This window comes from Candidatus Micrarchaeum sp. (assembly GCF_016806735.1).
Classification (GTDB): domain Archaea; phylum Micrarchaeota; class Micrarchaeia; order Micrarchaeales; family Micrarchaeaceae; genus Micrarchaeum_A; species Micrarchaeum_A acidiphilum_A.
This window is the reverse complement of record NZ_CP060530.1, coordinates 542,680-565,677: the sequence shown is the minus strand read 5'-3', so window position 1 is coordinate 565,677 and position 22,998 is coordinate 542,680. Positions and strand designations below refer to the sequence as shown.

Annotated in this window: 27 protein-coding genes; 15 read left to right on the top strand and 12 right to left on the bottom strand. The window is 43.6% G+C overall.

Annotated features, from left to right (window positions below; all coding sequences use genetic code 11):
* The first annotated feature begins 24 nt into the window (after positions 1 to 24).
* A complete protein-coding gene (locus Micr_RS03055; protein WP_203134212.1) occupies positions 25 to 1,212 on the top strand; it encodes an MFS transporter in 1,188 nt (395 codons plus the stop codon).
* Here the strand turns inward: Micr_RS03055 and Micr_RS03050 are convergent.
* Positions 1,209 to 1,886: a DNA-3-methyladenine glycosylase family protein gene (locus Micr_RS03050; RefSeq protein WP_203134211.1), complete on the bottom strand. Its 678-nt coding sequence runs from the start codon at positions 1,884 to 1,886 to the stop codon at positions 1,209 to 1,211. The genes Micr_RS03055 and Micr_RS03050 overlap by 4 nt on opposite strands.
* Positions 1,887 to 2,033: 147 nt before the next feature.
* On the opposite strand from Micr_RS03050, the gene Micr_RS03045 reads away from it, so the two are divergent.
* The gene (locus Micr_RS03045; protein ID WP_203134210.1) at positions 2,034 to 3,332 is read left to right on the top strand and encodes an arginine deiminase family protein; all 1,299 of its coding nucleotides are present in this window, start codon (positions 2,034 to 2,036) and stop codon (positions 3,330 to 3,332) included.
* A gap of 7 nt (positions 3,333 to 3,339) precedes the next feature.
* Here Micr_RS03045 and arcC read toward each other — a convergent pair whose 3' ends face one another.
* On the bottom strand, positions 3,340 to 4,269 hold the full coding sequence (gene arcC / locus Micr_RS03040; protein WP_203134209.1) for a carbamate kinase: 930 nt from the start codon (positions 4,267 to 4,269) through the stop codon (positions 3,340 to 3,342).
* Between the two features lie 238 nt (positions 4,270 to 4,507).
* Between arcC and Micr_RS03035 the strand changes: the two genes are divergently transcribed.
* Positions 4,508 to 4,669, top strand: coding sequence for a hypothetical protein (locus Micr_RS03035; RefSeq protein WP_203134208.1), 162 nt, complete (start codon positions 4,508 to 4,510; stop codon positions 4,667 to 4,669).
* A gap of 334 nt (positions 4,670 to 5,003) precedes the next feature.
* Here Micr_RS03035 and Micr_RS03030 read toward each other — a convergent pair whose 3' ends face one another.
* From Micr_RS03030 to Micr_RS03020, 3 genes are all read right to left on the bottom strand, one after another.
* Complete coding sequence (locus Micr_RS03030) at positions 5,004 to 5,429, bottom strand: HIT family protein (protein ID WP_203134207.1); 426 nt, start codon at positions 5,427 to 5,429, stop codon at positions 5,004 to 5,006.
* 137 nt (positions 5,430 to 5,566) lie between these two features.
* Positions 5,567 to 6,007 (bottom strand): hypothetical protein, encoded by a 441-nt coding sequence (locus Micr_RS03025; RefSeq protein WP_203134206.1) that lies wholly within the window; start codon positions 6,005 to 6,007, stop codon positions 5,567 to 5,569.
* A 58-nt stretch (positions 6,008 to 6,065) separates the two neighbouring features.
* On the bottom strand, positions 6,066 to 7,367 hold the full coding sequence (locus Micr_RS03020) for a glycosyltransferase (RefSeq protein ID WP_203134205.1): 1,302 nt from the start codon (positions 7,365 to 7,367) through the stop codon (positions 6,066 to 6,068).
* A 193-nt stretch (positions 7,368 to 7,560) separates the two neighbouring features.
* Between Micr_RS03020 and Micr_RS03015 the strand changes: the two genes are divergently transcribed.
* The 8 genes from Micr_RS03015 to cyaB all read left to right on the top strand — a co-directional run bounded on the left by Micr_RS03015 (position 7,561) and on the right by cyaB (position 15,343).
* Positions 7,561 to 8,334, top strand: a complete 774-nt coding sequence (locus tag Micr_RS03015; protein WP_203134204.1) for a hypothetical protein — start codon at positions 7,561 to 7,563, stop codon at positions 8,332 to 8,334.
* Between the two features lie 100 nt (positions 8,335 to 8,434).
* Positions 8,435 to 9,031, top strand: coding sequence for an HD domain-containing protein (locus tag Micr_RS03010; RefSeq protein ID WP_203134203.1), 597 nt, complete (start codon positions 8,435 to 8,437; stop codon positions 9,029 to 9,031).
* Between the two features lie 97 nt (positions 9,032 to 9,128).
* Positions 9,129 to 11,873: a UvrD-helicase domain-containing protein gene (locus Micr_RS03005; protein ID WP_203134202.1), complete on the top strand. Its 2,745-nt coding sequence runs from the start codon at positions 9,129 to 9,131 to the stop codon at positions 11,871 to 11,873.
* Between the two features lie 242 nt (positions 11,874 to 12,115).
* A complete protein-coding gene (locus Micr_RS03000) occupies positions 12,116 to 12,631 on the top strand; it encodes a GNAT family N-acetyltransferase (RefSeq protein WP_203134201.1) in 516 nt (171 codons plus the stop codon).
* Between the two features lie 178 nt (positions 12,632 to 12,809).
* The gene (locus Micr_RS02995; protein WP_203134200.1) at positions 12,810 to 13,478 is read left to right on the top strand and encodes a hypothetical protein; all 669 of its coding nucleotides are present in this window, start codon (positions 12,810 to 12,812) and stop codon (positions 13,476 to 13,478) included.
* Between the two features lie 140 nt (positions 13,479 to 13,618).
* Positions 13,619 to 14,083: a hypothetical protein gene (locus tag Micr_RS02990; protein ID WP_203134199.1), complete on the top strand. Its 465-nt coding sequence runs from the start codon at positions 13,619 to 13,621 to the stop codon at positions 14,081 to 14,083.
* A gap of 125 nt (positions 14,084 to 14,208) precedes the next feature.
* Positions 14,209 to 14,604, top strand: coding sequence for an SET domain-containing protein (locus Micr_RS02985; protein ID WP_203134198.1), 396 nt, complete (start codon positions 14,209 to 14,211; stop codon positions 14,602 to 14,604).
* Between the two features lie 145 nt (positions 14,605 to 14,749).
* Positions 14,750 to 15,343 carry a class IV adenylate cyclase gene (cyaB, locus tag Micr_RS02980; RefSeq protein ID WP_203134197.1) on the top strand — a complete coding sequence of 198 codons (594 nt, stop codon included), beginning with the start codon at positions 14,750 to 14,752 and terminating at the stop codon, positions 15,341 to 15,343.
* Positions 15,344 to 15,459: 116 nt separating this feature from the next.
* Here cyaB and Micr_RS02975 read toward each other — a convergent pair whose 3' ends face one another.
* Positions 15,460 to 16,098, bottom strand: coding sequence for a hypothetical protein (locus tag Micr_RS02975; RefSeq protein ID WP_203134196.1), 639 nt, complete (start codon positions 16,096 to 16,098; stop codon positions 15,460 to 15,462).
* Between the two features lie 213 nt (positions 16,099 to 16,311).
* Positions 16,312 to 17,019, bottom strand: coding sequence for an MIP/aquaporin family protein (locus Micr_RS02970; RefSeq protein ID WP_203134195.1), 708 nt, complete (start codon positions 17,017 to 17,019; stop codon positions 16,312 to 16,314).
* Positions 17,020 to 17,156: 137 nt separating this feature from the next.
* Here Micr_RS02970 and Micr_RS02965 point away from each other — a divergent pair, with 137 nt between their 5' ends.
* On the top strand, positions 17,157 to 17,807 hold the full coding sequence (locus Micr_RS02965; protein ID WP_203134194.1) for a hypothetical protein: 651 nt from the start codon (positions 17,157 to 17,159) through the stop codon (positions 17,805 to 17,807).
* 113 nt (positions 17,808 to 17,920) lie between these two features.
* On the opposite strand, the gene Micr_RS02960 is transcribed toward Micr_RS02965, so the two are convergent.
* The gene (locus Micr_RS02960) at positions 17,921 to 18,058 is read right to left on the bottom strand and encodes a hypothetical protein (RefSeq protein ID WP_203134193.1); all 138 of its coding nucleotides are present in this window, start codon (positions 18,056 to 18,058) and stop codon (positions 17,921 to 17,923) included.
* A gap of 153 nt (positions 18,059 to 18,211) precedes the next feature.
* On the opposite strand from Micr_RS02960, the gene Micr_RS02955 reads away from it, so the two are divergent.
* Positions 18,212 to 18,436 carry an antitoxin VapB family protein gene (locus tag Micr_RS02955; RefSeq protein ID WP_203134192.1) on the top strand — a complete coding sequence of 75 codons (225 nt, stop codon included), beginning with the start codon at positions 18,212 to 18,214 and terminating at the stop codon, positions 18,434 to 18,436.
* Positions 18,426 to 18,866: a PIN domain-containing protein gene (locus Micr_RS02950; RefSeq protein ID WP_203134191.1), complete on the top strand. Its 441-nt coding sequence runs from the start codon at positions 18,426 to 18,428 to the stop codon at positions 18,864 to 18,866. The genes Micr_RS02955 and Micr_RS02950 overlap by 11 nt, the downstream gene beginning before the upstream one ends.
* 604 nt (positions 18,867 to 19,470) lie before the next feature.
* Here Micr_RS02950 and Micr_RS02945 read toward each other — a convergent pair.
* Positions 19,471 to 19,635, bottom strand: a complete 165-nt coding sequence (locus Micr_RS02945; protein ID WP_203134190.1) for a hypothetical protein — start codon at positions 19,633 to 19,635, stop codon at positions 19,471 to 19,473.
* Positions 19,636 to 19,953: 318 nt separating this feature from the next.
* Positions 19,954 to 20,160 carry a hypothetical protein gene (locus Micr_RS02940; protein WP_203134189.1) on the bottom strand — a complete coding sequence of 69 codons (207 nt, stop codon included), beginning with the start codon at positions 20,158 to 20,160 and terminating at the stop codon, positions 19,954 to 19,956.
* A gap of 185 nt (positions 20,161 to 20,345) precedes the next feature.
* Between Micr_RS02940 and Micr_RS02935 the strand changes: the two genes are divergently transcribed.
* Positions 20,346 to 21,278, top strand: coding sequence for a hypothetical protein (locus Micr_RS02935; protein ID WP_203134188.1), 933 nt, complete (start codon positions 20,346 to 20,348; stop codon positions 21,276 to 21,278).
* Positions 21,279 to 21,375: 97 nt separating this feature from the next.
* Here Micr_RS02935 and Micr_RS02930 read toward each other — a convergent pair whose 3' ends face one another.
* Together Micr_RS02930 and Micr_RS02925 are read right to left on the bottom strand one after the other, a co-directional pair.
* Positions 21,376 to 22,029 (bottom strand): hypothetical protein, encoded by a 654-nt coding sequence (locus Micr_RS02930; RefSeq protein WP_203134187.1) that lies wholly within the window; start codon positions 22,027 to 22,029, stop codon positions 21,376 to 21,378.
* A 97-nt stretch (positions 22,030 to 22,126) separates the two neighbouring features.
* Positions 22,127 to 22,990 carry a shikimate dehydrogenase gene (locus tag Micr_RS02925; RefSeq protein WP_203134186.1) on the bottom strand — a complete coding sequence of 288 codons (864 nt, stop codon included), beginning with the start codon at positions 22,988 to 22,990 and terminating at the stop codon, positions 22,127 to 22,129.
* Positions 22,991 to 22,998 lie beyond the last annotated feature (8 nt).

Genomic DNA, 22,998 nt, shown 5'->3' with positions numbered 1-22,998 from the left:
ATAGATTTTCGTAAAATTGAAACCATGAAGCGTTGGCTGACAAGAGACGTACTGTTAATATCGTTATCCGCATTTTTTGCAGACGCAGGCTACCAGGCTCTGATAGCAGGATTTCCGATATTTTTGGTACTATACCTGAAAGCTCCAGTATATTACCTAGGAATAGCCATGGCGCTTGCATATGGCATAGGCTCTGTTTTTGCTTATTACGGCGGCAGGCTCGCCGACAAGCACGGCAAGAAGAAGATAGCAATACTTGGCAATATTTTGATACCTGTATTATCATTCACCGGATTTGCCTCGTTCGCCGCCGAGGCCACGGCCATATTCTCTGCGGGCTGGTGGGCGCGCAATTTCAGGACTCCTGCCAGAAGGGCAATGATAGGGGACATATCAAGCAGGCTTGACAAGCCAAGGGTCTATGGATTCCTTAACGCGCTTGATGTTGGTGGCGGTGTTGTAGCGGTAGCCTATCTGTCAATAGGCATATACCTAGGCATAGCCCTAAAGCTGATATTCCTTGCCACGGCGATACCAATACTGATATCCTCATTGTGCCTTTTCTTGGTAAGCTATAAAGGCCTCCCAAGCCGTAGAAAAGGCAGCATTAAAGCCAAAGCAACAGAAAAAGCAAAGGCCGCATCCAAAGCCGTGCGTGCCAAGTCGCGCGCCTACAAGGGAGTAATACTTGCAACCGGGATATATGGGCTTAGTTTCTACAGCCTAAGCTTTCCCGTCCTTACGATTGCTCAGCAGTCAACAGATTTATACGGCGTGCTTTCGTATGCAGTGTTCCTTCTGGTCTCAGCCATATTCGGATATGTTGCTGGAGTTTTGGCAAAGAGAATGGTCAGGAACCTTGCAGTGTTCGGATATTTTTTTGCAGGCATTGGCTCGCTCATAATAGGCCTCTCCTACCATTTCGGATTGGGGGCTTTGGTTTCATATGCAGGTATATTCGTGATAGGAGTAGCCGTAGGAACAATAGAAACCCTGGAGCCAACAATAGTATCGCTTGTTAAAAACAGGCTAAACTCGGGCAGCGGAATGGGCATGCTGACTTCGTCACGCAGCATAGGCCTGTTTGTTGCCAACCTGGCGCTCGGATTTCTTTACGTACTCGGACCTCTATACGCTTATGGTTTCGCCGCAACTATGGCGATACTTGCTGGAATTGTGCTTTTGGCATTCGGATCAGAATCCAGGATTTAAGCCTTGGCTTTTTTTTGCCTCATTTCATCCCCTACAGTGACTGTATCGAGCCTGTGCCACATTGCGATTGCAACCATTGAGCCGTACGGGTGCCATTTGGCTGCCATTTTTTCTATCCTCTTTCTGTCTGGTAGTTCTCTGAGCCCGTAAGCACTCTGCAGGCCTTTTCTGACTCCCAAGTCTTCTGCAGGCATGACGTCAGTCCTGCCGAGGCTGAATATTAAGAACATATCCGAAGTCCACCTGCCTATCCCTTTTACCGAGCTTAACTTTTCTATTATTTCCATATCAGAAAGGCTTTCTATGCCTTCCAGAACCAGTGTGCCGCTTTCGAGCTTCTTGCAAAGGTCAAGAATGTAGGAATATTTTTGAGGAGATATGCCGGCGCCTCTAACTGTTTCTTCCCTAGTTTTTATGAATTCGGCAGGAGCAGGAATTCTGCCTTTGTAGAGCTTTTTGAACCTGTTCAATATGGCTTCGGCTGCCTTTCCTGCGAGCTGTTGAAATACTATGGATTCCACTAAAGATCCATAATAATCCGAATCAAACTCCATCTTGACGTAAAACCCTGGCTTTATGGCCTTGGCTAGCTTTGGGTTATTTTTTCTAAGGTATTGTATCCCCTTGTTCCATGACGATTTGACGAAAAGGGACTCTGTGCTGCTTCTTTGCATGCTTACCTTTTGGCATTATGATTTAAATTTTTATTGAGGCGCGTATTGCACAATGGGCATATCTAAGGCTTTTAAGCTTAAAGCCTCAATACAAATCTAGGGTACATGCAAAATTTACGCCAATAGGAAGCCCAAAAGCCTGATACGATGGAAGGAAAGATAAAAGCGGAATGGGATACGCTCAGGAAGGTAGTGGTCCACAGGCCAGGAATCGAGGCGTTCCTGGGGCTTTTGGATCCGACTGCCTCTTTATATGAGCGCTCGTTCAATCTGTCTGCTGCGCAAAAAGAGCACGACTCCTTAGTTGGCGTTTTAAAAGACGAGTTTGGGGTGAGCGTAGAGACGCTGGAAGACATTATAAAGTCTAGGGCAAGCCATAGCCGCAAGACAAAGTCGATGGTTGTTGACGCTGCGCTAAAAAGCGTTAGCTTTTCCGGAAACAGAAATGAGGCCCAAATGGCCCTGAAGAAGCTGAAGGGCAATGTGGATAATTATGGCATAGACTATTTTATCAATGCGATAATTCTGGCGCCAAGAGTGTCTATTAAGAAATCAAAAGGTGTCGACGCGATGCATATAAGCGTTACAGAAAAAAATCCGCCGGCCAACCTCTACTTTATGAGGGATCAGCAGGCGGTTACAGATAAGGGCATATTCATGTCCAGAATGGCCAAGCCGCAGAGAAGGCGAGAACCCCTTTTAACCAAGATGCTGTGGGATGCAATGGGACTTTCAATTGTGCATGAAACAACCTCGCCGGGAACCTTTGAAGGCGGAGACTTCATGCCGATGAAAGATTTTGCAATGATTGGCATTGGAGATAGGACCAACAGGCAGGGAGTGGAACAGATGCTTAAGTATGGCCAATCGTTTCAGGAAGTCGCAGTTGTACACCAGCCTTCCCATCCACTCATACCTGGAAACGAGCCGGATCCCATGATTGACATGCATCTTGACACATACTGCAACGTTGCCGGAAAAGATACAGTTATAGGCTTAGAACTTCTGCTGAAAAGGGCAGCAGTAGAAGTTTATAAGAAGGAAGGCAGGTCTTACAAGAAGGAAAAGGCCAGTACAAATCTGCACGGTTATCTCAAAGAAAAAGGCTTTGAAATAATAAATCTTTCTACTTTAGAACAAATGTCATATTCCTCAAATTTCCTTTGCATAAAGAACCATTCAATACTTGCAATAGACAGCAGGCTTGCTGCTAAAAGAATGTTGCATAACTTATCCGGAAAAGCAAGGAGCAATCCCGGAATGTACGGGGCGCTTTTCGCGCATGCCAGAAGGGAGTACCAAAAGCTAACAGCGTCCGGGCAGATGTTTCCAAATAAAAAGGAGCTGCGCGAGAATAAGATTGACTTCGTCGCCTTGGATTTAAGTAATATAACAGGAGGCTACGGCGGCGCCCACTGCATGACCGCAGTTATAGAACGCAGATAGCCGCAAGCTACTTCGTTATTATAGTTCCTGCCTTAAGCTCTGCAGCCTTCTCGGCATTCGCTAAAGATGTTATTACTGCTGACTTGCCAGTATGCCTTACAAAACTTATCGCAGCTTCTATCTTGGGCTTCATGGTGCCTTCGCCAAATTCGCCCTTTTCTATGTAAGCCGAGCATTCATCTGCGCTCACGGTTCCAAGCGGCTTTTGGGCTTCCGACCCATAGCCCAAAAACACATTGTCTACATCAGTTAGAATGATTAGCATATCAGTATCAAGCTCCCTTGCCAGCAGCGAAGAAGCAAAGTCTTTGTCTATTACGGCATTGGCTCCTTCGTATGCATTGCCATTTCTCACTACCGGCACGCCTCCGCCGCCAGTACATATTACAACCGCTCCGCTGTCGTGCAGGCGTTTTATTATATCAAGCTCCATTATGCCAACCGGTTCTGGAGAGGCAACTACTCTTCTGTACTTGTCGTTCTCCTTTGCCATGGTCCACCCATACTTTTTTGCGATTGCGCCGGATTCTTCCTTATCATAAAACGGCCCTATTGGCTTCGACGGACTTTTAAAATGCGGATCATCTTTATCAACAAGCGTGCGCGTCAATACGCAGCCGAGCTCCTTTTTTATCCCTATCGATTCGAGCTCGTTGCCCAATGCCTGCGCTATCATATAGCCTATCATGCCTTGGCTTTCTGCTCCACATACTGGCAAGGGCATTGCCGGAAGCTTATCCTTTGACCATTCGTACATTGATACTATATCGCCAACCTGTGGCCCATTGCCATGGGTTATGACCACGTTGTTGCCCATCCTTATTATCTCCGCTATCTTCTTTGCTGTATTCTCTATGTTGGAATACTGCTCTTCAAATGTGCCCTTTTCCTTTTCCTGCAATATCGCATTTCCTCCCAATGCTATAAGTATGTTCATCAAATCCCCTAAACGCTTGATTCATGCAACTCTCAATATCTCCAAACCAATGCAAGCGCATTTACACTATGCCTGAAACGCATTTTAAGCGTTGCCTTATGCATGCATATATGACCGTAAAAGGCCCGTCTGACGCTTAATTCGCTTCATTACGTAGCTATTTGAAACGGTGCGATATCCGCAACGGCAAAGGCTAAATCCCTTTTCCTGCCCTTATAAGCCATATTAGGTGATAAGAATGCCAGTCAAGACAGGAGAATACAAAGGATTTCCGACAATAAGCCTGCTGAAAGACGAGCAGGATACGCGACCATTCACTTTCGGCCTTGGAAAAGCCAAGCTGATAATGGCGAACATAGAGGAAATAAAAAAATTCGTGGAAGAAAACGCCAAGCAATAAAGCCAGCTTCGGCAATATTGCATGGTATCGCCCGTACTGCGATGCACATGGCATTTATTATCCAAGCTGCGGGCTTATGCATCACAGATCAAGGGATATCTTTATTTTGCCTTTATCGGCACCCCATACCGGTACGCCGGGCGCTTCTCCCAATATCTAGGCTATCTAGTTTATCTGTCAGTAATAGCCAACCTTGAACCTTATTCCAGATAGAGTTGCCAGTACAAAAAAGCTCTGCCAGACTGATTATAAAGAAACAGTTTGGCTGTACCATACATAGCAGTGACAAATATGATTAAGACGCCAAATATAATGGCATAGAGATTTCGTAAATTTATTGCATATTCTCTATTAACTTTTTGAATTCGGGGTTGAGTTTTGAAACCACTTCCCTAATCTGATCAGCACTTCTGTGCAAGGCTCTATCTGCAGGGTTGTTGTGGAAATTATCACTCTTGCCCGGCAGAATATGCACATGATAATGTTGGACTGTCCTTCCTGCTCCTGTGCCTACAAGTTCTATCTTGGAATAGCCATCAAGTCCATGCTGTTTGTATAATTCAGCTACTAGCGACTCAGACTTCTGCATGTCCTTCAATTCCACTTCAGTAAGCTCCGTGAAATCCTCTCTGTGCTCTACGGGCATCAGAAGGAAATGGAAATCATGGTCAGCGTCTTTCGACGCAACTATCCTGATTGTGCCAAATTTGACTATAGTAGAAGCGCCTATGATTTTCTCGTCGTCAAATATGTCAGCCATGGCCTTATCACGTTGCACTATTTTTTGCACCATACACACACCGAAACATATGGAATAATAATTACCGCAATAAAGATTTAAAAGACACACAGCCAGCTTAATTTAAGCTTTCATTTTGTTTTGGCAATTGCCGAATCTCATGCCTTTTTGTAGATCGAAATACCCCTGCCCTGCACTCCAATCTCTTTATATCCTGCCTCAGATATCAGTTTTTCTACCTCGTCTCTCTTTTCTATGCCAATTTTAAATCTGGCAATGCCTCCAGCTATTGCAGGTGCAATCATTCTCACTTCCAAATCCGAGCTGTCAATCTCGTGCAACATTATATCGGTTATTCCATTATTTTTATCCAGAAACTCTGCGAGCTCTCCGGCTTGCTCCGCCCTTTTCACATTATCGGAAAGCAGAATTTTACTTGCACTATTCTCTTTTCGTTCATTCTGCTGTACGCTATCCGGTTTACTTTCGTCCTTTTTCTTGTTTTTGGCAAAGAGGTTGATGGCCATATTGTCACCAATTCCAATGGATTTGATGTAATATATACGCTTTTTGCTTGCATGGAAATCAAGACAATTCAATCTTTCACGCAGGGATTCGAAAGCAGAGCAATTTCATATGTAGAATGCGGCTTGCAATCTATCTGTTTTCGTGTTTTTCGCCGGCTGCTTCTAAATTGCTTTTGTCAGTTACATTGAACTCTCCTTCGCTGACTAAACCCTTGATGGTAGCCATGAATGATACGTAATATCCGGGAAACAGGAACCAGAAATACATTGCCAGACCTTTGGCTGCCCTCTTTATGCCGTATTTGGATTCAATGCTCGAGAATATTATGCTTATTGGCAAAGCGGTCATCGTGGCAAAAATCGGCAGAGTATATTTTTCCGGTATCGTTGAGCCAAAAAATATTACTGGCAGCAAAAACAGGCTTGGCGAAACAACTAAGCTTATGGTCCAGGTTGACAGGAACATTAGCGAATCTAGCTTTTCCTTGAGCTTGACCTCCTTGCTCTTCATAAAGCTGACCAAATGCCTCCTGTACTCGCGGATTGTGGAAGAAGTCCAGCGTGAGAGCTGGCCAGCGAATTTCTTGTACGTCTCCGGTGCAAGGCCTACTCCAACTATTTTAGGATCATATACTATTTTCCAACCTGCCTTCCTGAGCCTGAATGAAGTGTCCAAATCTTCGTTTATTGTCAGGTACGGTGCGAGACCGCCTATTTTTTCTATGGCCTCCCTCCTGTAAACTTCATTGGTGCCCTGCACGGCTACGAAGCCCTTTCTGAGGTACCTTCCGTAAAGTATGTGGTTTGCGGCATCCGATATTATGCTTATGAACTTTGTAAGCCCGTTGGTGTTTTCGTTTGCCGATATTTTCATATAGCCCTGCACCGCCCCAACTTCAGGATCTTTGAAATATCTTGCGAACTTTGTAAGCGCATCCTTCTCGACTGTGAAATCCGCATCGAATATGGCTATGAGCTCGCTTTTGGCATCTACGTGCTCCAATGCATTCCTGAGAGCTCCGCCCTTGAATCCGCTACGGTTTCTGCGCCGTATTACCTTGACATTATTCCCATAATCGCGTTCATTGTCAGAATCATCTGCTATTATTATTTCGTATTTTGGGTAATCAAGCGATTTCATGTTTTCAAGCGTAGTTTTGACCAGTTCTATCGGTTCGTTATAAACCGGTATAATTATGCTTGTAAACGGGGCATAATTCTCATTGCTTGAGGTCTCTTCCTTCTGTTCCGCACGACGACCTCTAAGCAAGTCGGAAAGAATATAAACGCCATTGCCAAGTATATAGCTATCGGCTACGATTTCGTATATATCTATGGGTGTGATAGGTAAAAACGAGGCCTTATCCTCCTTTCTGGAAATCTCCTTGATGCGGCGTAAGTACTTGTAATTGGCTATTTTTCCTGATTCCATACTCTAACCATAATATTTCACAATATAGGTTGCCCAACTATTGTATTTATATTTTTGTCTTTGTGCGGGCTTTATATCCAAATAACACGCAGGTTAAATACCCTGGCATTCCATGCCAAGGCTTTGGTCAGCAGCCGGCTATCGCTAAATATAAATATCTCAGAGAACGCGATAATAACGCAAAGGTGTGCTTATGGGTGAAGATTCACTGAAAGAGAAGCCAAAGTATTCTGAGAATAAAAATGGCAGGGATTTGGAGGAAACGCATATTAAAGAGTATGAAGCGGGCAACACAAGATACGTCATAATAACTCAAAAAGAGCGTGCTGACAACGACGTCAAGCTGAATCCTATGCAAAAGCTCCTCAGGGTTGGCGAAGGATTTGCTGCAGGGATTCTATCTGGAGGTTTTGCCCTATGGTCTGTAGGGCGTTTTGCAAAATACAAGCTCACTGGCACGCTAACAATCCCCAACTCAGGTTCAATCTACGGGGACCTTTCCCAGGGCCAAATTATCACGATAGACAAGCTTAACTTTAAAGTCATATCAGACAGCACAAGCTCTATAACTATACAGCAAATACTCCCTAACGGTGCACTTGGGCAGGCAGCAACAGTTGGCGACAACCCTGGCTCTGAAATTCTTACTGTTCATAACGGAATAGTTACCTCGGTGCAGCAGCTAACATCTAATTTAAATGACATAGTAGTGCATGCAGGCAATGGAACATATCAGTATATAACCATGAGCGGCATGCTACAAAATTCAGCCGGAAACATGGGAATTTATGCAACAGTAATAAAGGATCACCTTTCTATAACGCAAAATTGGGTAGCTCAAGCTCTCTCAAGCCTTCCGCACCAGATTGAATTTGTTGTAGCGCTGGGTGTCGTTGGCTCGGTTATGGGGCTGGTGTCCGGCGTATACCGTCTCCAGAGGCGTGGAGGGAAAGAAGATTCAGACTGATTGCATAAAACTTTTGAACAAAGCCAGGCCTAAAGCAAGCACATTCCCGCTTTGGGATTTGAAAGAAAACCATTTATAATTGCCATTCAAAGCGGTATTCATGCGGACGGACAAGGAACTTGACGGAATATTGCGCTTCATGCTCAGAGCTGACAAGCTAAAGGAGATAGAAAGAACGGGATGGCTCATATCGAAGGTTAAAAATCCGGAGCATGATGGTGACCATTCGTACAGCACTGCAGTGCTGTCATATCTGCTTGCCAAAAGGATGGGACTATCAGCGGAAAGGTGTGCCGTAATGGGGCTTTTCCATGACATTAACGAGGTAATAACCGGAGACATAGCTACCAGATACGACAAATCGCTTCAGAAAGTCCCTCCAGGGGCCAAAAAGAGTATCGAGAGAAGGAATGAACTTAAGCTCGCATCGATACTGATTGGCAAGGAAGGCATCGGGCTCAGGGAAATCCTAAATGAATATTATATGCAGCGCACAGAGGAGGCCAAGCTTGTGAAACAGGTAGACAAGCTTGACTACATAGTGCAGATAGCACTATACAGCAAGAAAATGGAAAGCGACGAGAGGGTTGAGGAGTTTTTCAAGACTGCAGACAGTAGGATAGATATAAAAGAAGTAAGGTATATCTATGAAAAAGTAAAGAAGAAGGTATACAAAGAACGCAGCATGAAGCTCTGACACCTGATACTGCAAGAGTGCCTATCTGCCCTAGCCATGAAAAGAATTGCTTGCTGTATAACAGGCAATGCTGCTTATCTTGTATTTTGGAGATAAAATGGATGGGATATCAAAAAAGGCCGAAAATGTGCTCATAGTAGCAAATCCCGGCACGGGAAAGACGACCGCCCTTGCCAAAATGGTCGTGAAACTGCTTGCAGAAGGCGTCAAGGAGCCAGACATATTATGCATAACCTTCACCAACAAGGCTGCGAGGGAGATGAGGAGCAGGATAGACGAGGAGATAAAAACCGCAGGAATAGACGCAAAACCATACCTGATAGACGTGCATACGTTCCACAGCTATGCGTACGATTACCTAAGCAGGATGGGGCTTGGCTACGAGCTTGCGGGCAGCAACATGCTCAGATACTCAGTGTACAAGAGCTTCATGAAAGACAATGCCTTCAATTACTCGCACGGCTACATTCTGGATGACTTAGTTCCAAAAACAGAGAACGCAATACGCTACGTAAAAAGCTTCGGCATACTTCCAAGCAGCATAGACATGGAAAAAGCCGCAAAGGAACTGGAATCGGCTTATAAATCTCATCCGCTTTCCAACGTAACGCTGGAAGAAGCAGGTGCATTCCTGAAGTATTTCGTCAACGCGTATAGCACATACGAGAAAGAAAAGGAAAGCTCGGGCAGCTACATAGACTACAACGACATGCTCATAAAGTTTGTGCAGAAGCATGATGGCAAAAAACGTTATAAATACGTCTTGGTGGATGAGCTCCAGGATCTTAACGAGCTCGAGGCCCAGATAGCAGTTCTTTCCGGCGACAGCCTATTTCTGGTCGGAGACAGGAAACAGGCAATATTCGGATTTCAAGGGGGCAGCCTTAGCTCTTTTGAGAAATTTGAGAATGACGAAAGCTTCCGCAAGGAGAACAAGGTGCTGAACTACAGGAGCCTGCAGCCAATATTGGATTACTCAAAGATGCATTTTCTTTCCAATACAAATGACAAGAGCTACGAAAAGGAGCTAGAAGGGCTCAAATCCAACAGGAGCAAAGGCGATGCGGACGTCAAGGTGTTTACCGCATCGAAGCAGATAAACGCAACCGTCAAGCTTTACTCGGAAATGAAAATAGGGAGTGGAGAAAAGACCGCAATAATAACAAGGACAAACGGGCAGCTTGTCCAGGTTTCGAGGCTTTTGGACAGGAAGGGCATAGAATACAGCACTACTGCCGGATCTTCCACGAGCGACAGCGCAAAGGAGCAGATAATCTCTTACCTAAGAGGTATGCTTTACGATGACAGGGATACGGTAGTAAGCGCGCTTTTTACGCCATTCTCAGGCATAACGCTAAAGGAAGCATTTGAAGTTTCCAAGAACTGGCCCATGTGGGGCTCAAAAGAACACGGCAAGGTCCCAAAGGAAGTATTGAGCGTGGCAAAACCGTTCTTTGAAAGGAAGAAGGAGCTTACAATAGACAGGGTAGGCAGCCTCTTCGACGAAGTAATACTCCCTATTTCAATGCAGATAGGCAAGGATTACTACCTTACGGCGCAAGCGCTTAATTCTGGGGCAACTGAATTCTTTGAACTTGTTCCGGACAGGAACATAGAAGCGTTTTTTGACTATCTTTCCATATTGGAAGAGAACTACGAGCCTGCAAAGGAAGAAAAGAGCCTGCTTCTCACAACCGTTCACAAGGCCAAAGGCAGGGAGTTTGACAACGTTATATACGTGCCCATATCCGGAAGGAACAACGAAAGCTTTGTCGATATGGCAGTCTATTCGATAATCAAGGCTTCGGCAGGCATTGATGTGCGCGAGGAACTTGCAGAAGAGCAGGCCAGAGTAGATTTCGTGGCTTTCACCAGGGCAAAAAACAGGCTTTACGTAGTTGCCAACCAAAACAATGAGGATTCGTACAAAATTGAGGGCTTTGAGGCAGACCAGATTGATTCCGAAGAAGAGGAAGAGCCAAAAACCACGAAGTACGACGAGGCTTATTCATTGTTCGTCAATGGAAGGTTTGAGGAAGCTAAAAAAGCAATAGGCCATAAAGAGGAATGGCTCCTGCCAATGATAAACGATTATTTTTCTACCGAAAGGGATCTATCATATTCGATGGTCGAAAGCGCTGGAGATCCATATTCATTTCTCAAGGAAAAGATCCTCAGCATATCAGAGCTGCATACTGGGCCGATAAACAAGGGCCTTAGGGCGCACGAGATTGCAAAGATGCTTTACGAGGGTACTTTGGATGAGGGAACACTTACGGAAGATGAAAAACGGTATCTTGAAAACATAAAGGCAGTAGGCTCAGAGCTCGGGGAAAAGACAAAGACCGTGCAGGCAGGCGCCGAGGTTAAGATAAACGCTGCGCTAAAAGACATTTATAAGGGATTTGACGGAAACACTGGATTCAAGGCGTTCCTAGATGCGGTGTATGAGTCAAGTTCGGACAAGGATAAAAAATACGTAATACTGGACTATAAGACGGACAAGGATGATGGCAAAGCATCAGACCATAGAAGGCAGCTGGCAGTGTACAAAAGGCTGTTCGCCGCAAGCAAAGGCATAGATGAGAAGAACGTTTCGATAGCCATCGGTTTCATAGGGCTTAGAGGCAAGATAAATACCGGCAGGCTCGAGCACAAGCTCGACCTTTCCCAAGAGAAGGCTGTGCAGATGAAAACGTTTGAAAGGCACCTAGAAAGATTTCTATCTTACAAAAGAGACCCGATAGAGTTCGCAAAGGCGGTTCTGGAAACTAAGAGCGACGAGCCCCTTTTCGGCAACATAAAAAAGCAGCTTGAAGAAGAAATTAAGAACAAGAAATAAAAATAAAGCTCTTCTAATAAAAATGGCTTTAATGAATCTACTAGCTATTTATGCTGCAATTTAATCTTTTTTTATTCTTTTCCAACTTGTGTAGTAGCTTCTATGAACAGTACCTCTGGTGGGATTGCGGAACCTAAATACTTTGGATGAAAGCGACAGCAAAGATTAAAACGAATAGCATATATAAGTATGAACAGATGGTACAAAATGCAAGGAAATCTGCATCGCTTATAAGTGGTAGGATGTCACAGAAAAATAATTTTGATCCTGTTAATAAAATAAAGGTCAGGCGCGCAACAAGATCCGACGTAAAAATTCTTGTACCTTTTGCAAAGAAGGAGATTCTTAAGGCCTCTCATTACAGCAGCGTAGCAAGGCAGACCTATTCGTCGCATGTATCTTTAGCTTACATGCTCGGCATAGTGAAAGGCGGGGGCTTTGCGGTCCTGGCGCTAAAGGGTGCAGAGCTTGTGGGATGTCTTTGGACTTCCTTTGATTCTGCGGATAGGTCTATAATGACGTTTGAATGGGTTCTTGTCAATAGGCGCTATAAAAAGCAGGGAATAGCCAAGCGCATGCACAATTTTGCAGAGAAACTAGCAGTAAGCCATGGTGTTAGGAAAATCTGGGGCGATTCTAGGGCCAGCAACTACCAGGCCATTGCGCTCGAGGCAAACTTCGGTGCGCGGAGAATAGGAAAGCTCGAAAAGCACTGGTTCGGTCAGGATTACATACTTTGGGAAAAGCAGCTAAAGTAAAGCATGCACTTAGGCTTACATAGATAAAGTAGCTCTGGAAAAAAGATTGTAAAAAACATTGGCATAGTATACCTGGCTGCGCCAATAAAGCGCATTCCCCTTTACAGACGATAAAGCCTTTTATATTTTGCACCATGTATAATCATAGCCCTGCCAAATATAACTTAACCGGGATATCATGCTTGAAACCCTTGCAATAGTTCCATATCACCCGTTTCTGAGCCGTAAATACAGCTATGGGTCTCTTCTGAAACGTCTAATCTATCTAGACTATGCTGACATGAAAGGCATAACAAAAGAGGAGGAGGGGACTCAGGAGAATTGGGTGCCGGTTTTCGAGAAAAGCCCGTATTCATCAAGGTATCTTGTAGACGCAAACCTGAACATACTTGGCTATTGGCACTTCGTAGCTCTGGAAGAAGAACTGTTTAAAAAAGCAAGGAAGGGCCTTATGGTTGATAACGAAATAACTGCAGATAAGATATACTCTCTAGAGAGGAAAGGCAGGTACAAGATGTATTTCGTCGAGACAGTAACGCATCCTGATATAACCGATACAGATGCCGCAGCGATGCTTGATGAATCTTTCTACGATGCTGTCTATGATTTTGCAAGAAGCGGTGTTTTTTTTACCGAAAGGATAACGAATGCCATTACTCAGGTAGCAGTCAAAAGGGCTACAGACTTCGGGATGAAGTTCGTTGCCAAAAACATCTACAGAGGCAGCGTCTACTCTATAAAAATGACCGATTTTCTGCTCAGGAACGCGAGCAGAAGGATAGATCTCTTTAGGCTTTATTCAAACGAAATGCACTACAGGCGCAAAACACACAACAGACGTATTTGATTTACTGGCACTGGCTCTTGCTATTTGATTTTGTCTGAATAAAATCTATCACGAGAAGAGTCTTTATTCATATATTTAAAGCTTTCATCTAATAAAAACATATAAATATCTGAAAAAACAATATTATTATTGGTGTAAGCATGGTGGAAATAACCAAAGAAAAAACCGAATTTAGTAGCCAGACAAGGACCACTTTCCTGAAAGAGGTCTACAAGCTGATGCAGAAGTATAACGTTGTAGAATATCCCGTTATACTAAAGGGCATGCAGGGCATAATAGATACATTCAATGAGGCATTTAACGGAAGAAGTATTTATGAGGGCCCAAAAGGCGGCTATAATCAGGTTATACGTAAGATATACGAAGCCCAAGATATTGCAGACTCATACAGCATATATGGTTTGTACGGCCTTGTATATAGGATAGGGGATTATAGATATGAATCCTCGCTCATAAACAAGTTCCTCGCAGTACAAGAGACTGACAGGGCGCTGGCAAGGAAAATGAAGCTTAAAGAAATGGTTAGGAAAGAGCTCGAAGAGATTGATAACACCAAAACAAAGAAACTGCTAAGGAAAGCCTCCAAGACAAGCGTTTCAAACTGAGCAAGACATTGCTTAGGGGTGTGAAGCCAAAAACCAATAATTGCGGGCTTCAGGACTGCATCGGAGCAGTCCACCCATTCTTTTATATCATTTTTCATATTTTCATAAAATCTGAGGTAGATTGCATGATGCTAATAAAAACTAGGATAGGCCCAAGCAGGATACATGGCATAGGGCTTTTTGCAGACCAATATATAAAAAAAGGGACTGCGATATGGAGATTTACCCCAGGATTTGATCTCAAGTTCACTGAGGATCAAGTCAAGTGTCTGCCGTGGAAGGTGAGAAAGTACCTCATGAAATACAGCTGGAAAAGTGACAAGAGCCACATGGTGTGCTTTGCGTCTGATGACGGAAAATACTTCAATCATTCTGACAACCCAAATTCTCTCAGCGCATACTATGACGACGAGGAAGAGGTAGTCACCAAGGCAGTAAGAGACATACAGAAAGGCGAAGAGATCACAGACAACTACAGGTCCTTCGAAAGCGCCTTTAGAAAACCCAGGAACTATAAATAATTGATTTAACAAGGTTAGGCAAGGCTTAAGGTGCATATTGCAATATTCGGATACTGGCATGTGGATTCTAACTGCCAAACGTTGTCAGTTCTATCAGGATGGGTAATTAATATATTGTTTATTTACTCATCAAAACCGTGGAAGAATGCATAAGAAGCAGTTCGAAACCGAAATGAGGATAAGAGTAAAGGACGCGGAAAGCCTAAAAAGAAGGCTCGAATCCATGGGTGCGAAGCTCGCATCCGTTAAAAGGTATTCGGATTACCAATTTACTTTGGAAAGCAGAAACTTCTGGGACAGTGTGGAGGCTTTGCGTATAAGAATCGTGGACGGAAGCAAAGACGGCACTCTTACTTACAAGCCGTCTGGTAAAAAAAGGCAGAAGTACATGCAAGTTAGAGAATACGAGACCCATATAGATAATCCTGAAGCAGTAATGGGAATGTTCGGGTTTCTGGGCATAAAACCGCTTGAGTACGTACCATTGATAAGGAAAACTAGATACAAATACAAGTTGGGCGACTTCAACATGGATTTGGATAGGTATCCGAAGGTGGGCTACTTCCTTGATATAGAGCTGGTAAGTCAAAAGAAGAGCAGGAAGGACGTAGAAAGGGTAAAGGAGATGGTAAAAAGGCTGGGCTTCACGGAGAAGGACATACAGCCAACTTCGGTAGGTTTCTTATTGAGAGAGCTTGCGATAAAGGCAAATTCAGGCACCGTGAAAAGGCCCGGATAACTACTTTTAAAACTACAAGCGCTCAGAAAGTAGCCTGAGTTCCAGAAGAAGGCAATATTATAGACTATGTGCATCTCTTGAAAGCGGTATCGTTGTACCAAAGATTTCCAGTGCTGCTATTTATTTTCTGTTGCTTCTGCCTGTTGGTTGTCCTTCTTTTTCCTTCCGAAGAGGCCTCCAAAAAGCTGGCCGGTTGAAACCTTTGGAACCGGATCTGAAGCTCGAAGAACCTTTACCTTGTCGCCAAGAAACTTGTTCACAATCTCTGCATAGCTGTTGAAAGTATTGTCATCAAGGGCATAGGGCTGATATCCTATTGACGGCCTTGACATGCCCATCAGCATGAATTCGTAGCTCTTCCCGGAAGCCGTTACCAGCAGGATTCTTGACTCGGTTTGCGTCAGTTTCGAATTCCTGCTTTGGATCAGCATACCCTTCGATATGTCGCCGTAGGCTATAGCGAAGTTGCTTTGATCTGATGAGAGCAGTTTATCAGGGTCCACCTTGAAGAAATCTCCAAGCTTCGGTGCATTCTCAGAGATAAGCGTGTTGCCTACATTTGGCTTGTTGGGGTAATTCATGTCGTTGAACGAGAACATGTTTTTTACCTCCAGACCGGCAACTTCCTTGGCATCATTGGTGACTGCGGCGATGATCCTGTTTTCCGTAAATGCCAGGAGATAGACAAGCATCCCTTTGTGCAGTTTGAGCGATAAGTACCTGACGTTTGGTATGTAAGCCTCTATTTTTCCCATGCCACCACTTGCATACTACAAATCACTCCATGTTTTTATGCCTTTCTATCTCAAAGGCAATAGCGTTAGGATTTACACTGCAATATTCGTCAACTTCATCAAAGTCCCCCTTACATGCAGGGAAAATGTAGGCATAGGCAGATTGAAATATGCAACGAGCAAAACGCGCTGCAGCACGCATAATGGCTGCTGCATTATCGCACGCACGGACCATCACATATGCACTTTAGACCTGTCTTTGTACATGTACTTCCAAGCCAGCGCCCCGAGCGCCCCACCAAGTATCGGTGCAACCCAATATATCCATTGGTAGTATCCTGCCTTAAGCAGTATGCCAGACAGAACCGCAGGTCCGAACGATCTCGCCGGATTTATGGAACCGCCGCTTATGGTTGCAAGCATGAATATCATTATGGTAACATACGTCCCTATTACCGCGGCGTTAACTGCCGTGTTCTTGCTCTTTGATGTTATAGTAAGTATTACCCATAGGAAGAAGAATGTCATTATAAACTCTCCGAGGAAAGCAGCCCATGGTCCCATTGAACCAGGCACCGTCGCGCCGAAAAGCACCTTGTTCGCAACCCCATAACTGAACAGCACGCCGACAGTACCTGAGGCGAGCACGGCACCAATAAGCTGCGAAACTATATACGGCAGCACCATCCTGCCTTCAAATTTGCCAGATACAAAAAGTCCTATGGTGACGGCAGGATTGACGTGCCCTCCGGATATATTGGCTATCATTATTATAGCTATGGCTATGCCAAGGCCAAACGTTACTGCTGCGAAGAACAGCGTAGATGGCGACAGCGCAGCCCCAAATGCCGCCATAAAGGCGACTATGCTACCGGGCCCAAAAAGCACGAATATATAGGTTCCAATCATCTCAGCGACAGATCTCCTAAGCACATCTTTCATGCAATCTGTTATCCTGCCATACAAAGAAATATAAAGCATTGTAATTAGCGTTGCCGAAACGCTTCCAGCTTAATTTCTCCATCGCCCGAAGGCTTCACAATCTTTAAATATCTTTGATGGGCATGTGCTTTGATTTAATGCCGAGCATCACAAAGAGCCGTGACAAATCTGCATTGAAGGTGACAGCCCGCGTGCTCTCCCATGGCGATCTCGCGCTCGTTTCTGGCGCGGGTGGCAAGGAGAGCACAGACGTCTTCATATCAGTTAACCGCGCAGAAGCACCAGCGCTCCTTTACCTAATGGCTAAGGGCTCGGGGCTTATAGATGCAAATGCAGATGCAATGCTGGTTAATCAAGAGGCTGGCTCAGCAGTCAATTCGCTGGTCATGACCATGACGTCCATGGCCGAGTGGCTGTCCAAAGATTGGAACCTTCTGCGCAATGCAGATGCACAAGAAGCCAGGATGCTTGCTCAGTCTAAGGCGCTTCGCACCGCAGCGGATTTCTCGATGTACGAAGCGATTAGAGCCATCCGGTCCCTTGGCCTTTCTGAAGAGCAATCAGTATGCATAGGGGGTCTGTACGGTGCGGCCAGGGGCTTGGGCTTAATAGTTGCAGAATGCAAAGGCGTTGTGTACATTGCTCGCGGAGCAGACGTAATCGTGATGGACAGACTGCAGGTTCTGGAATCCATGAGGCTCTGGTTCAATTGCGTAGATTCGAGCATGTATCAACCTTTGCTCAAGGCTGCAGAGTCTTCCCCACATGCAAGCAATGACATACGCTGAAATAGGGGAAATACTCTGTTTTGAACCTAATTGAATGTAAAAAGCACATCGCTACATAATTCGCTCTCTATAACAAAAAGATATGGAGAGAAAGAAGCTACGCATATTCCGGTTCATATTTCTATGGGCAGCTTCATGCCCTCTAAACTCCCTAGTTTTACGCCTACTTTGTTTAATTCCCTGTTGTGCTCTATTCTTTTTACAAAGTCCGGATCGGCTTCACTTACTCTTAAAAGCTTTCCATCCTTCAAAAAGGATGGATTGTTATAAATATCAAATAAAGAAGAGCAAAAGTTCAAAAAAGAGCTGAATTTGAATTAACGCAAATAGTTTTAGGATTTCTATGAAAAATGTCAGGCCATAATTCTTTTATATGTATACATACATTATACATATGTGTTGCGATGGCCAGACAGATATCTGTTTCAAATGAAGTTTATATAGAATTGTCTAGGAGGAAGGGCAAGCGCAGCTTTTCTGAAGTCATAAAGAGTGTAATAGAAGCAAGCGGCGATAAGTTGAATAGGGATAAAGCCAAGAGCGCAGGCGATGAACTATTAAAGCTCATGACGAAAGGCTATCCGCTCGGCAAGATAACCAAAAGCAGAGATGAATGGCATGGCCGCTGACTTATTCTTTGACACTTCTGTAATTGTCTATGCATTTGACAGCAGCGAAGTTGAAAAGCATAGCATTGCATCGAAGATGATTGGAAAAGCCATGAATGAAGGAAACGGAGTCATATCAAGCCAGGTACTTTTGGAGCTTTACAATGTTTTAACCAGATTCGTAACAAATCCTTTGCCGCGCGAAGATGCCGAGCGCATAATAAAAGATTTTGCCGGCGCTTCATCATGGCGCAAGCTTGATTATGGCGTTTCCACTGCCGTGAGTGCTGTCGAAACCTCTGTGCGGCTCAAGACAAACATTTGGGATACTCTGATAACGGAGACGATGAAAGAAAACAATGTTTATACCATAGTTACGGAGAATGAAAAGGATTTCAAGAAGATTAAGGGGATCAGAGTAATTAATCCGTTTAAAAAGCAGGTAATTTGAATTAACGCAAATAGTTTTAGAATTTCTATTAAAGTATTAGAATAGATAATTTGCAGGATGTTTGCTAAAAATAATTCACTCGAAGGCTTAAACTAGCTAGATTGCCATATGATCCGTATCATTTTCCATAAAAATAAAATATCATGTGCAATGGATGGCAAAAATTGTAATTCCATTTTTTTGCAACAGAAATAGGGTTTGGAAAAAGCTTGCATTTCAGATTTATGGAAAACGAGCCATCCTGGTTAAGCAATGGCTATTGCGCGCCAAACTTGTTTAAAAAATCGTACTTTTCCTCGAGAGGCCTTTTTTAGCTCAAAAATATGAAATAAAAATAATGATTTTCGTTTTTATGGAAGCACTTATTTTTGGTATGGAAATGTACAAAAATACAGGTTTTTAGCAAGGTTTCACAGAAAAAATGCCCTCTTATTTAACGCATAGCGCCATAAAAAAGACCTTTCCATGCAATTATATTGGCGAAGGCTGCAAGCGATTATGAGCGAAAATTGAGCGATTTAATTGATAGCCAATATAATATTAGTAATTCTAATATTATTTTATAATTATTAACTATTAAAATTGCAAGCAATGAAACAATTGGCTAAGAGTGTAATTCGTCTTCTTCGTCTTTTTTGTCTTCTTCGAATACTTTTATTGTAGGTTTCTGCTTTCTGATCTGGTTTATTGCTTCCTTTGAAACCGGGCTTTTGACCAACTCATCGCCAGAATCCTTATCATTCTGAGGCCTTTTTTTAAATATATTCATGATACCACTTATTGCACATAGGTACTTAACACTTAATAATTTTGCGGTTTGACTGCTAATTTCAGCTAAACCCTGGAGATTCAGAAAAAACTCTATTTTATAATACGCAAATAAGCAGTGCAATATATATTCGTAGAATATGTTAGATATTCTAACAATTATTTAGGCATAGTCTAAATACCAATTATATTTGGCAAAATAATAAGAAAACCCAAATGGATGCCAAAACCAAGTAACTAAAAAAGCCAGCTTAACTTCTTACAAATATAATAATAGATAACTTCTGAAGCCAGCGAAGTTGCTTTATCCTGTTTTAGTTTATACTGCATTGCTTGCATCTTGCCTTATCTGTGCAACCTCCTTTTTGGCATATGCTGAGAAACTTTTGTTGAAACTTTTTAAGTACTCTTCAAACCTTCTTTTGTCGAGCCTTTTTGATATTTCTGGATAAAGCTCTTCCCTTATTGGAACCTTCAGATATAACATGTCTATCACGGTCTTTTCCAGATCGGATACAGGCACCATGAAACCACCTACTCTCATTGTGCTAAAACCGAAAAGAAGCCGGCTATGCACATTTCGATCCAAGCGCAAGTTTTGGCTTTGAAACAGGCATCAACGCTGTCAGATCTATTGCTTTTGCAAAAAGGCTATTACATTTTACCAAGAAGAAAAAGCCTTTTTAACTATGCCTTCAATACCTAACTGAAATGGTGATGCCACTGCCATCGAATAAAAAACATCCAGGCCTAAAGTTTCTTATTGCCCTTCCATTGATATCTTCGGTGTCGTACGCTTTCTGGGCACTGCTCATAACTGAGAGCATAAGCTTCTACGGAAGCAACTACGTGAGCACGCTTTTGATAATTTTCACCGTGTCGGCAGCAATAGCGCTTGCTTCCGCCCTCGTTTTTAAGAAAAGTATGCGCAGGAAGCCGGAAAGATTCGATATTCTGGCAGGGATATTTTATGCCATAGGCAACATAGCCCTGTTCAGCGTGGTCAATTCAAAAAGCCTTCTTGTAGTATACGCTATTTCTTATATGAGTGTGCTCTTTTTCCTATTCGACGGAAAAAACATAAAGCTGCTTGCAGCATCTGGAAAGAAGCTTATAGGAATAACTGTTGCCATTATCGTGATAGTTGCTAGCGTCATATACCTTTATATCTCGTTCAATTCTTCATACCCTTCATCGATAAACCTTTTCAGCATAGCCATGGGCCTTACTGCAGCAGTATTTTATGCAATAGGCGGGATGCTTTCGGTAAGGGTCAGCTATGAGAGAGAGTCAATACCGAGCAAATGGTTCTGGATATCTGTTATTGAGGCGCTGGTGACTTTGATCGCAGTTCTTGCGTTCGGATTCAAGGTCACAGAAGCGTCTATAGGCATATCTGCGCTGGCTGGAGTCGCCATAGTAGTGCCATTTGTACTCGGATTCATAAGCTACACGTACACGAAATACCTAAGGGGAGTGCGCAAGGTTGTTGACAAAGAGCTCATTTACAGCATACCCGAGCTCGATATACTGTGGCTTGCAATACTTTACGGGGTATTTATAAAGTTCCTGGGATTTGGCGACTTCGCCGCTATAGCCGCGATGGTGGTCTCAGTAGTATATTTATACATGCTAAAGGCTTGATGAATGGCACATTATGGAGGGAGCCAACACCTTGCAATAATCGTGTTTTATTGGCAACGCTCGGCATGGATAAGGCATTTAAGCTATTGGCAAGGGCTTACGGATATGCAGAATACGCTTTGATGAGCTTTTCGCTGGCATTTAAATATTTGGAAGCGAGAATCAATTGTGTTTTTGCAGAATAAATTTCTCCCCTTTCGGCGCTATGCGTTACGAATGACATGCCTAGGCGCATGCCGAAGGATTTACCTTCTTCAGTATAAGCGTTTGCGGCCACCTCATGGAAAAATATATCCTTTTCTGCGAATTTAGAGAATGTTTCTGTAAATGAATCATAGATAGCGCCTACCGCATCCGTATGCCTGTACTCTTTTTTAAGGAACACCATTGTTATGTACATATAACATCTACTTCCAGGTTTCAATTCTGGAATATTTTCTAAGGCTATGTCGCCGTCTATCATTGTGCCGCTCTTTATGCGCTTGAACGTTTTCTCATCCACAGGCACAAACGACCAGTAGCCTGCAATATCGTTTCTATCACGATCCATTATTACTATGATGGTAAAAGGATACCTGCTTCGTATAGCCACCCATTTTTCGGTATCGCCTTCTTCCCTCTCCGTAAGTGTAGGTATAGAACTGTAGTCAAAAGATGTCAGCTTATCTATCAGGTCGGCAATGCTGCATCCTAAAAATTTTGCGGCTTCGCCAGCATTCAGAGGATACAAGTTATGCTTTATGCCAACCATGTTGTTTTACCTCAATAAATATTCTTTGCCTGAACGTTATCTAGGCTGTATGATTACATAAAGTTGGGACATAGGGGATAACGCTTCGATTCTAATGCTAATTTGCTGCTTTTTCTGCTGCATCCATCATCGTTTTGATGTCTGGCTCCCTCCCTGTAAAAAGCTTGAATGCTACTGCTTGGTTGTAAACAAGGAGCTCCAAGCCGTTTATTGTTATACATCCCTTCTTTTTTGCGTCGGACAAAAGCTTATTCTTCAAAGGTACATAATTTGCGTCGAAAACCACCATGTCTTTGTTAAGCAGCCCTGCAGGAACAGGCGTGTCTTTGCTGTTTTCAAGAGTAATATTCGTAGCGTTAAGTATATACTTTGAGTTCTTTATTGCAATCTCGGCTTTTTTGGATCCGAGCTTTGCGGTTTCTATATTCATCTTCGGAAAGCGCTTCTGCAGGTCGGATTTAAGCCCTTCCGCATGCTCCAAGGTCCTGTTTATTATATACAAGGATTTTACGCCTTTATGAGCAAGGCCGAAAGCGATAGCTCTTGCCGCACCTCCTGCGCCGAACAGAGCATAGCCTGCCTTTGTATTCATTCCGTGCCTTTCCAAGGACATTATGGAGCCAGGCTCATCAGTATTGTAACCATAAAACTTGCCGTTTTTTATCACTATCCCATTTACGGCCCCGAGCTCTTTTGCAAGAGGGTCTATGTGGTCCATGTATTTCATGACCTCCTGCTTGTGCGGGCTTGTAAGCGTCATTCCCTTTATGCCATATGCCTTCATCCCGTATACTGCCGATTTAAGGTCTTCAGGGGCAACGTCAAACGCAAGAAAAACGGCGTCCATTCCGAGCTTCTTGTACATCGCGTTGTGTATTGTCGGAGAAAGCGAATGATGAGCAGGCATGCCTATTATGCAGTACAACGACGTATTTCCGGTTATTGCTTTTTCATGCACCATGATACCAC

Coding starts and splice junctions, on each gene's coding strand:
- Micr_RS03055 (WP_203134212.1), top strand. CDS start 25: ATGAAGCGTTGGCTGACAAGAGACGTACTGTTAATATCGTTATCCGCA.
- Micr_RS03050 (WP_203134211.1), bottom strand. CDS start 1,886: ATGCAAAGAAGCAGCACAGAGTCCCTTTTCGTCAAATCGTCATGGAAC.
- Micr_RS03045 (WP_203134210.1), top strand. CDS start 2,034: ATGGAAGGAAAGATAAAAGCGGAATGGGATACGCTCAGGAAGGTAGTG.
- arcC (WP_203134209.1), bottom strand. CDS start 4,269: ATGAACATACTTATAGCATTGGGAGGAAATGCGATATTGCAGGAAAAG.
- Micr_RS03035 (WP_203134208.1), top strand. CDS start 4,508: ATGCCAGTCAAGACAGGAGAATACAAAGGATTTCCGACAATAAGCCTG.
- Micr_RS03030 (WP_203134207.1), bottom strand. CDS start 5,429: ATGGCTGACATATTTGACGACGAGAAAATCATAGGCGCTTCTACTATA.
- Micr_RS03020 (WP_203134205.1), bottom strand. CDS start 7,367: ATGGAATCAGGAAAAATAGCCAATTACAAGTACTTACGCCGCATCAAG.
- Micr_RS03015 (WP_203134204.1), top strand. CDS start 7,561: ATGGGTGAAGATTCACTGAAAGAGAAGCCAAAGTATTCTGAGAATAAA.
- Micr_RS03010 (WP_203134203.1), top strand. CDS start 8,435: ATGCGGACGGACAAGGAACTTGACGGAATATTGCGCTTCATGCTCAGA.
- Micr_RS03005 (WP_203134202.1), top strand. CDS start 9,129: ATGGATGGGATATCAAAAAAGGCCGAAAATGTGCTCATAGTAGCAAAT.
- Micr_RS03000 (WP_203134201.1), top strand. CDS start 12,116: ATGTCACAGAAAAATAATTTTGATCCTGTTAATAAAATAAAGGTCAGG.
- Micr_RS02995 (WP_203134200.1), top strand. CDS start 12,810: ATGCTTGAAACCCTTGCAATAGTTCCATATCACCCGTTTCTGAGCCGT.
- Micr_RS02990 (WP_203134199.1), top strand. CDS start 13,619: ATGGTGGAAATAACCAAAGAAAAAACCGAATTTAGTAGCCAGACAAGG.
- Micr_RS02985 (WP_203134198.1), top strand. CDS start 14,209: ATGATGCTAATAAAAACTAGGATAGGCCCAAGCAGGATACATGGCATA.
- cyaB (WP_203134197.1), top strand. CDS start 14,750: ATGCATAAGAAGCAGTTCGAAACCGAAATGAGGATAAGAGTAAAGGAC.
- Micr_RS02975 (WP_203134196.1), bottom strand. CDS start 16,098: ATGGGAAAAATAGAGGCTTACATACCAAACGTCAGGTACTTATCGCTC.
- Micr_RS02970 (WP_203134195.1), bottom strand. CDS start 17,019: ATGAAAGATGTGCTTAGGAGATCTGTCGCTGAGATGATTGGAACCTAT.
- Micr_RS02965 (WP_203134194.1), top strand. CDS start 17,157: ATGCCGAGCATCACAAAGAGCCGTGACAAATCTGCATTGAAGGTGACA.
- Micr_RS02955 (WP_203134192.1), top strand. CDS start 18,212: ATGGCCAGACAGATATCTGTTTCAAATGAAGTTTATATAGAATTGTCT.
- Micr_RS02950 (WP_203134191.1), top strand. CDS start 18,426: ATGGCCGCTGACTTATTCTTTGACACTTCTGTAATTGTCTATGCATTT.
- Micr_RS02945 (WP_203134190.1), bottom strand. CDS start 19,635: ATGAATATATTTAAAAAAAGGCCTCAGAATGATAAGGATTCTGGCGAT.
- Micr_RS02940 (WP_203134189.1), bottom strand. CDS start 20,160: ATGGTGCCTGTATCCGATCTGGAAAAGACCGTGATAGACATGTTATAT.
- Micr_RS02935 (WP_203134188.1), top strand. CDS start 20,346: ATGGTGATGCCACTGCCATCGAATAAAAAACATCCAGGCCTAAAGTTT.
- Micr_RS02930 (WP_203134187.1), bottom strand. CDS start 22,029: ATGGTTGGCATAAAGCATAACTTGTATCCTCTGAATGCTGGCGAAGCC.
- Micr_RS02925 (WP_203134186.1), bottom strand. CDS start 22,990: ATGGTGCATGAAAAAGCAATAACCGGAAATACGTCGTTGTACTGCATA.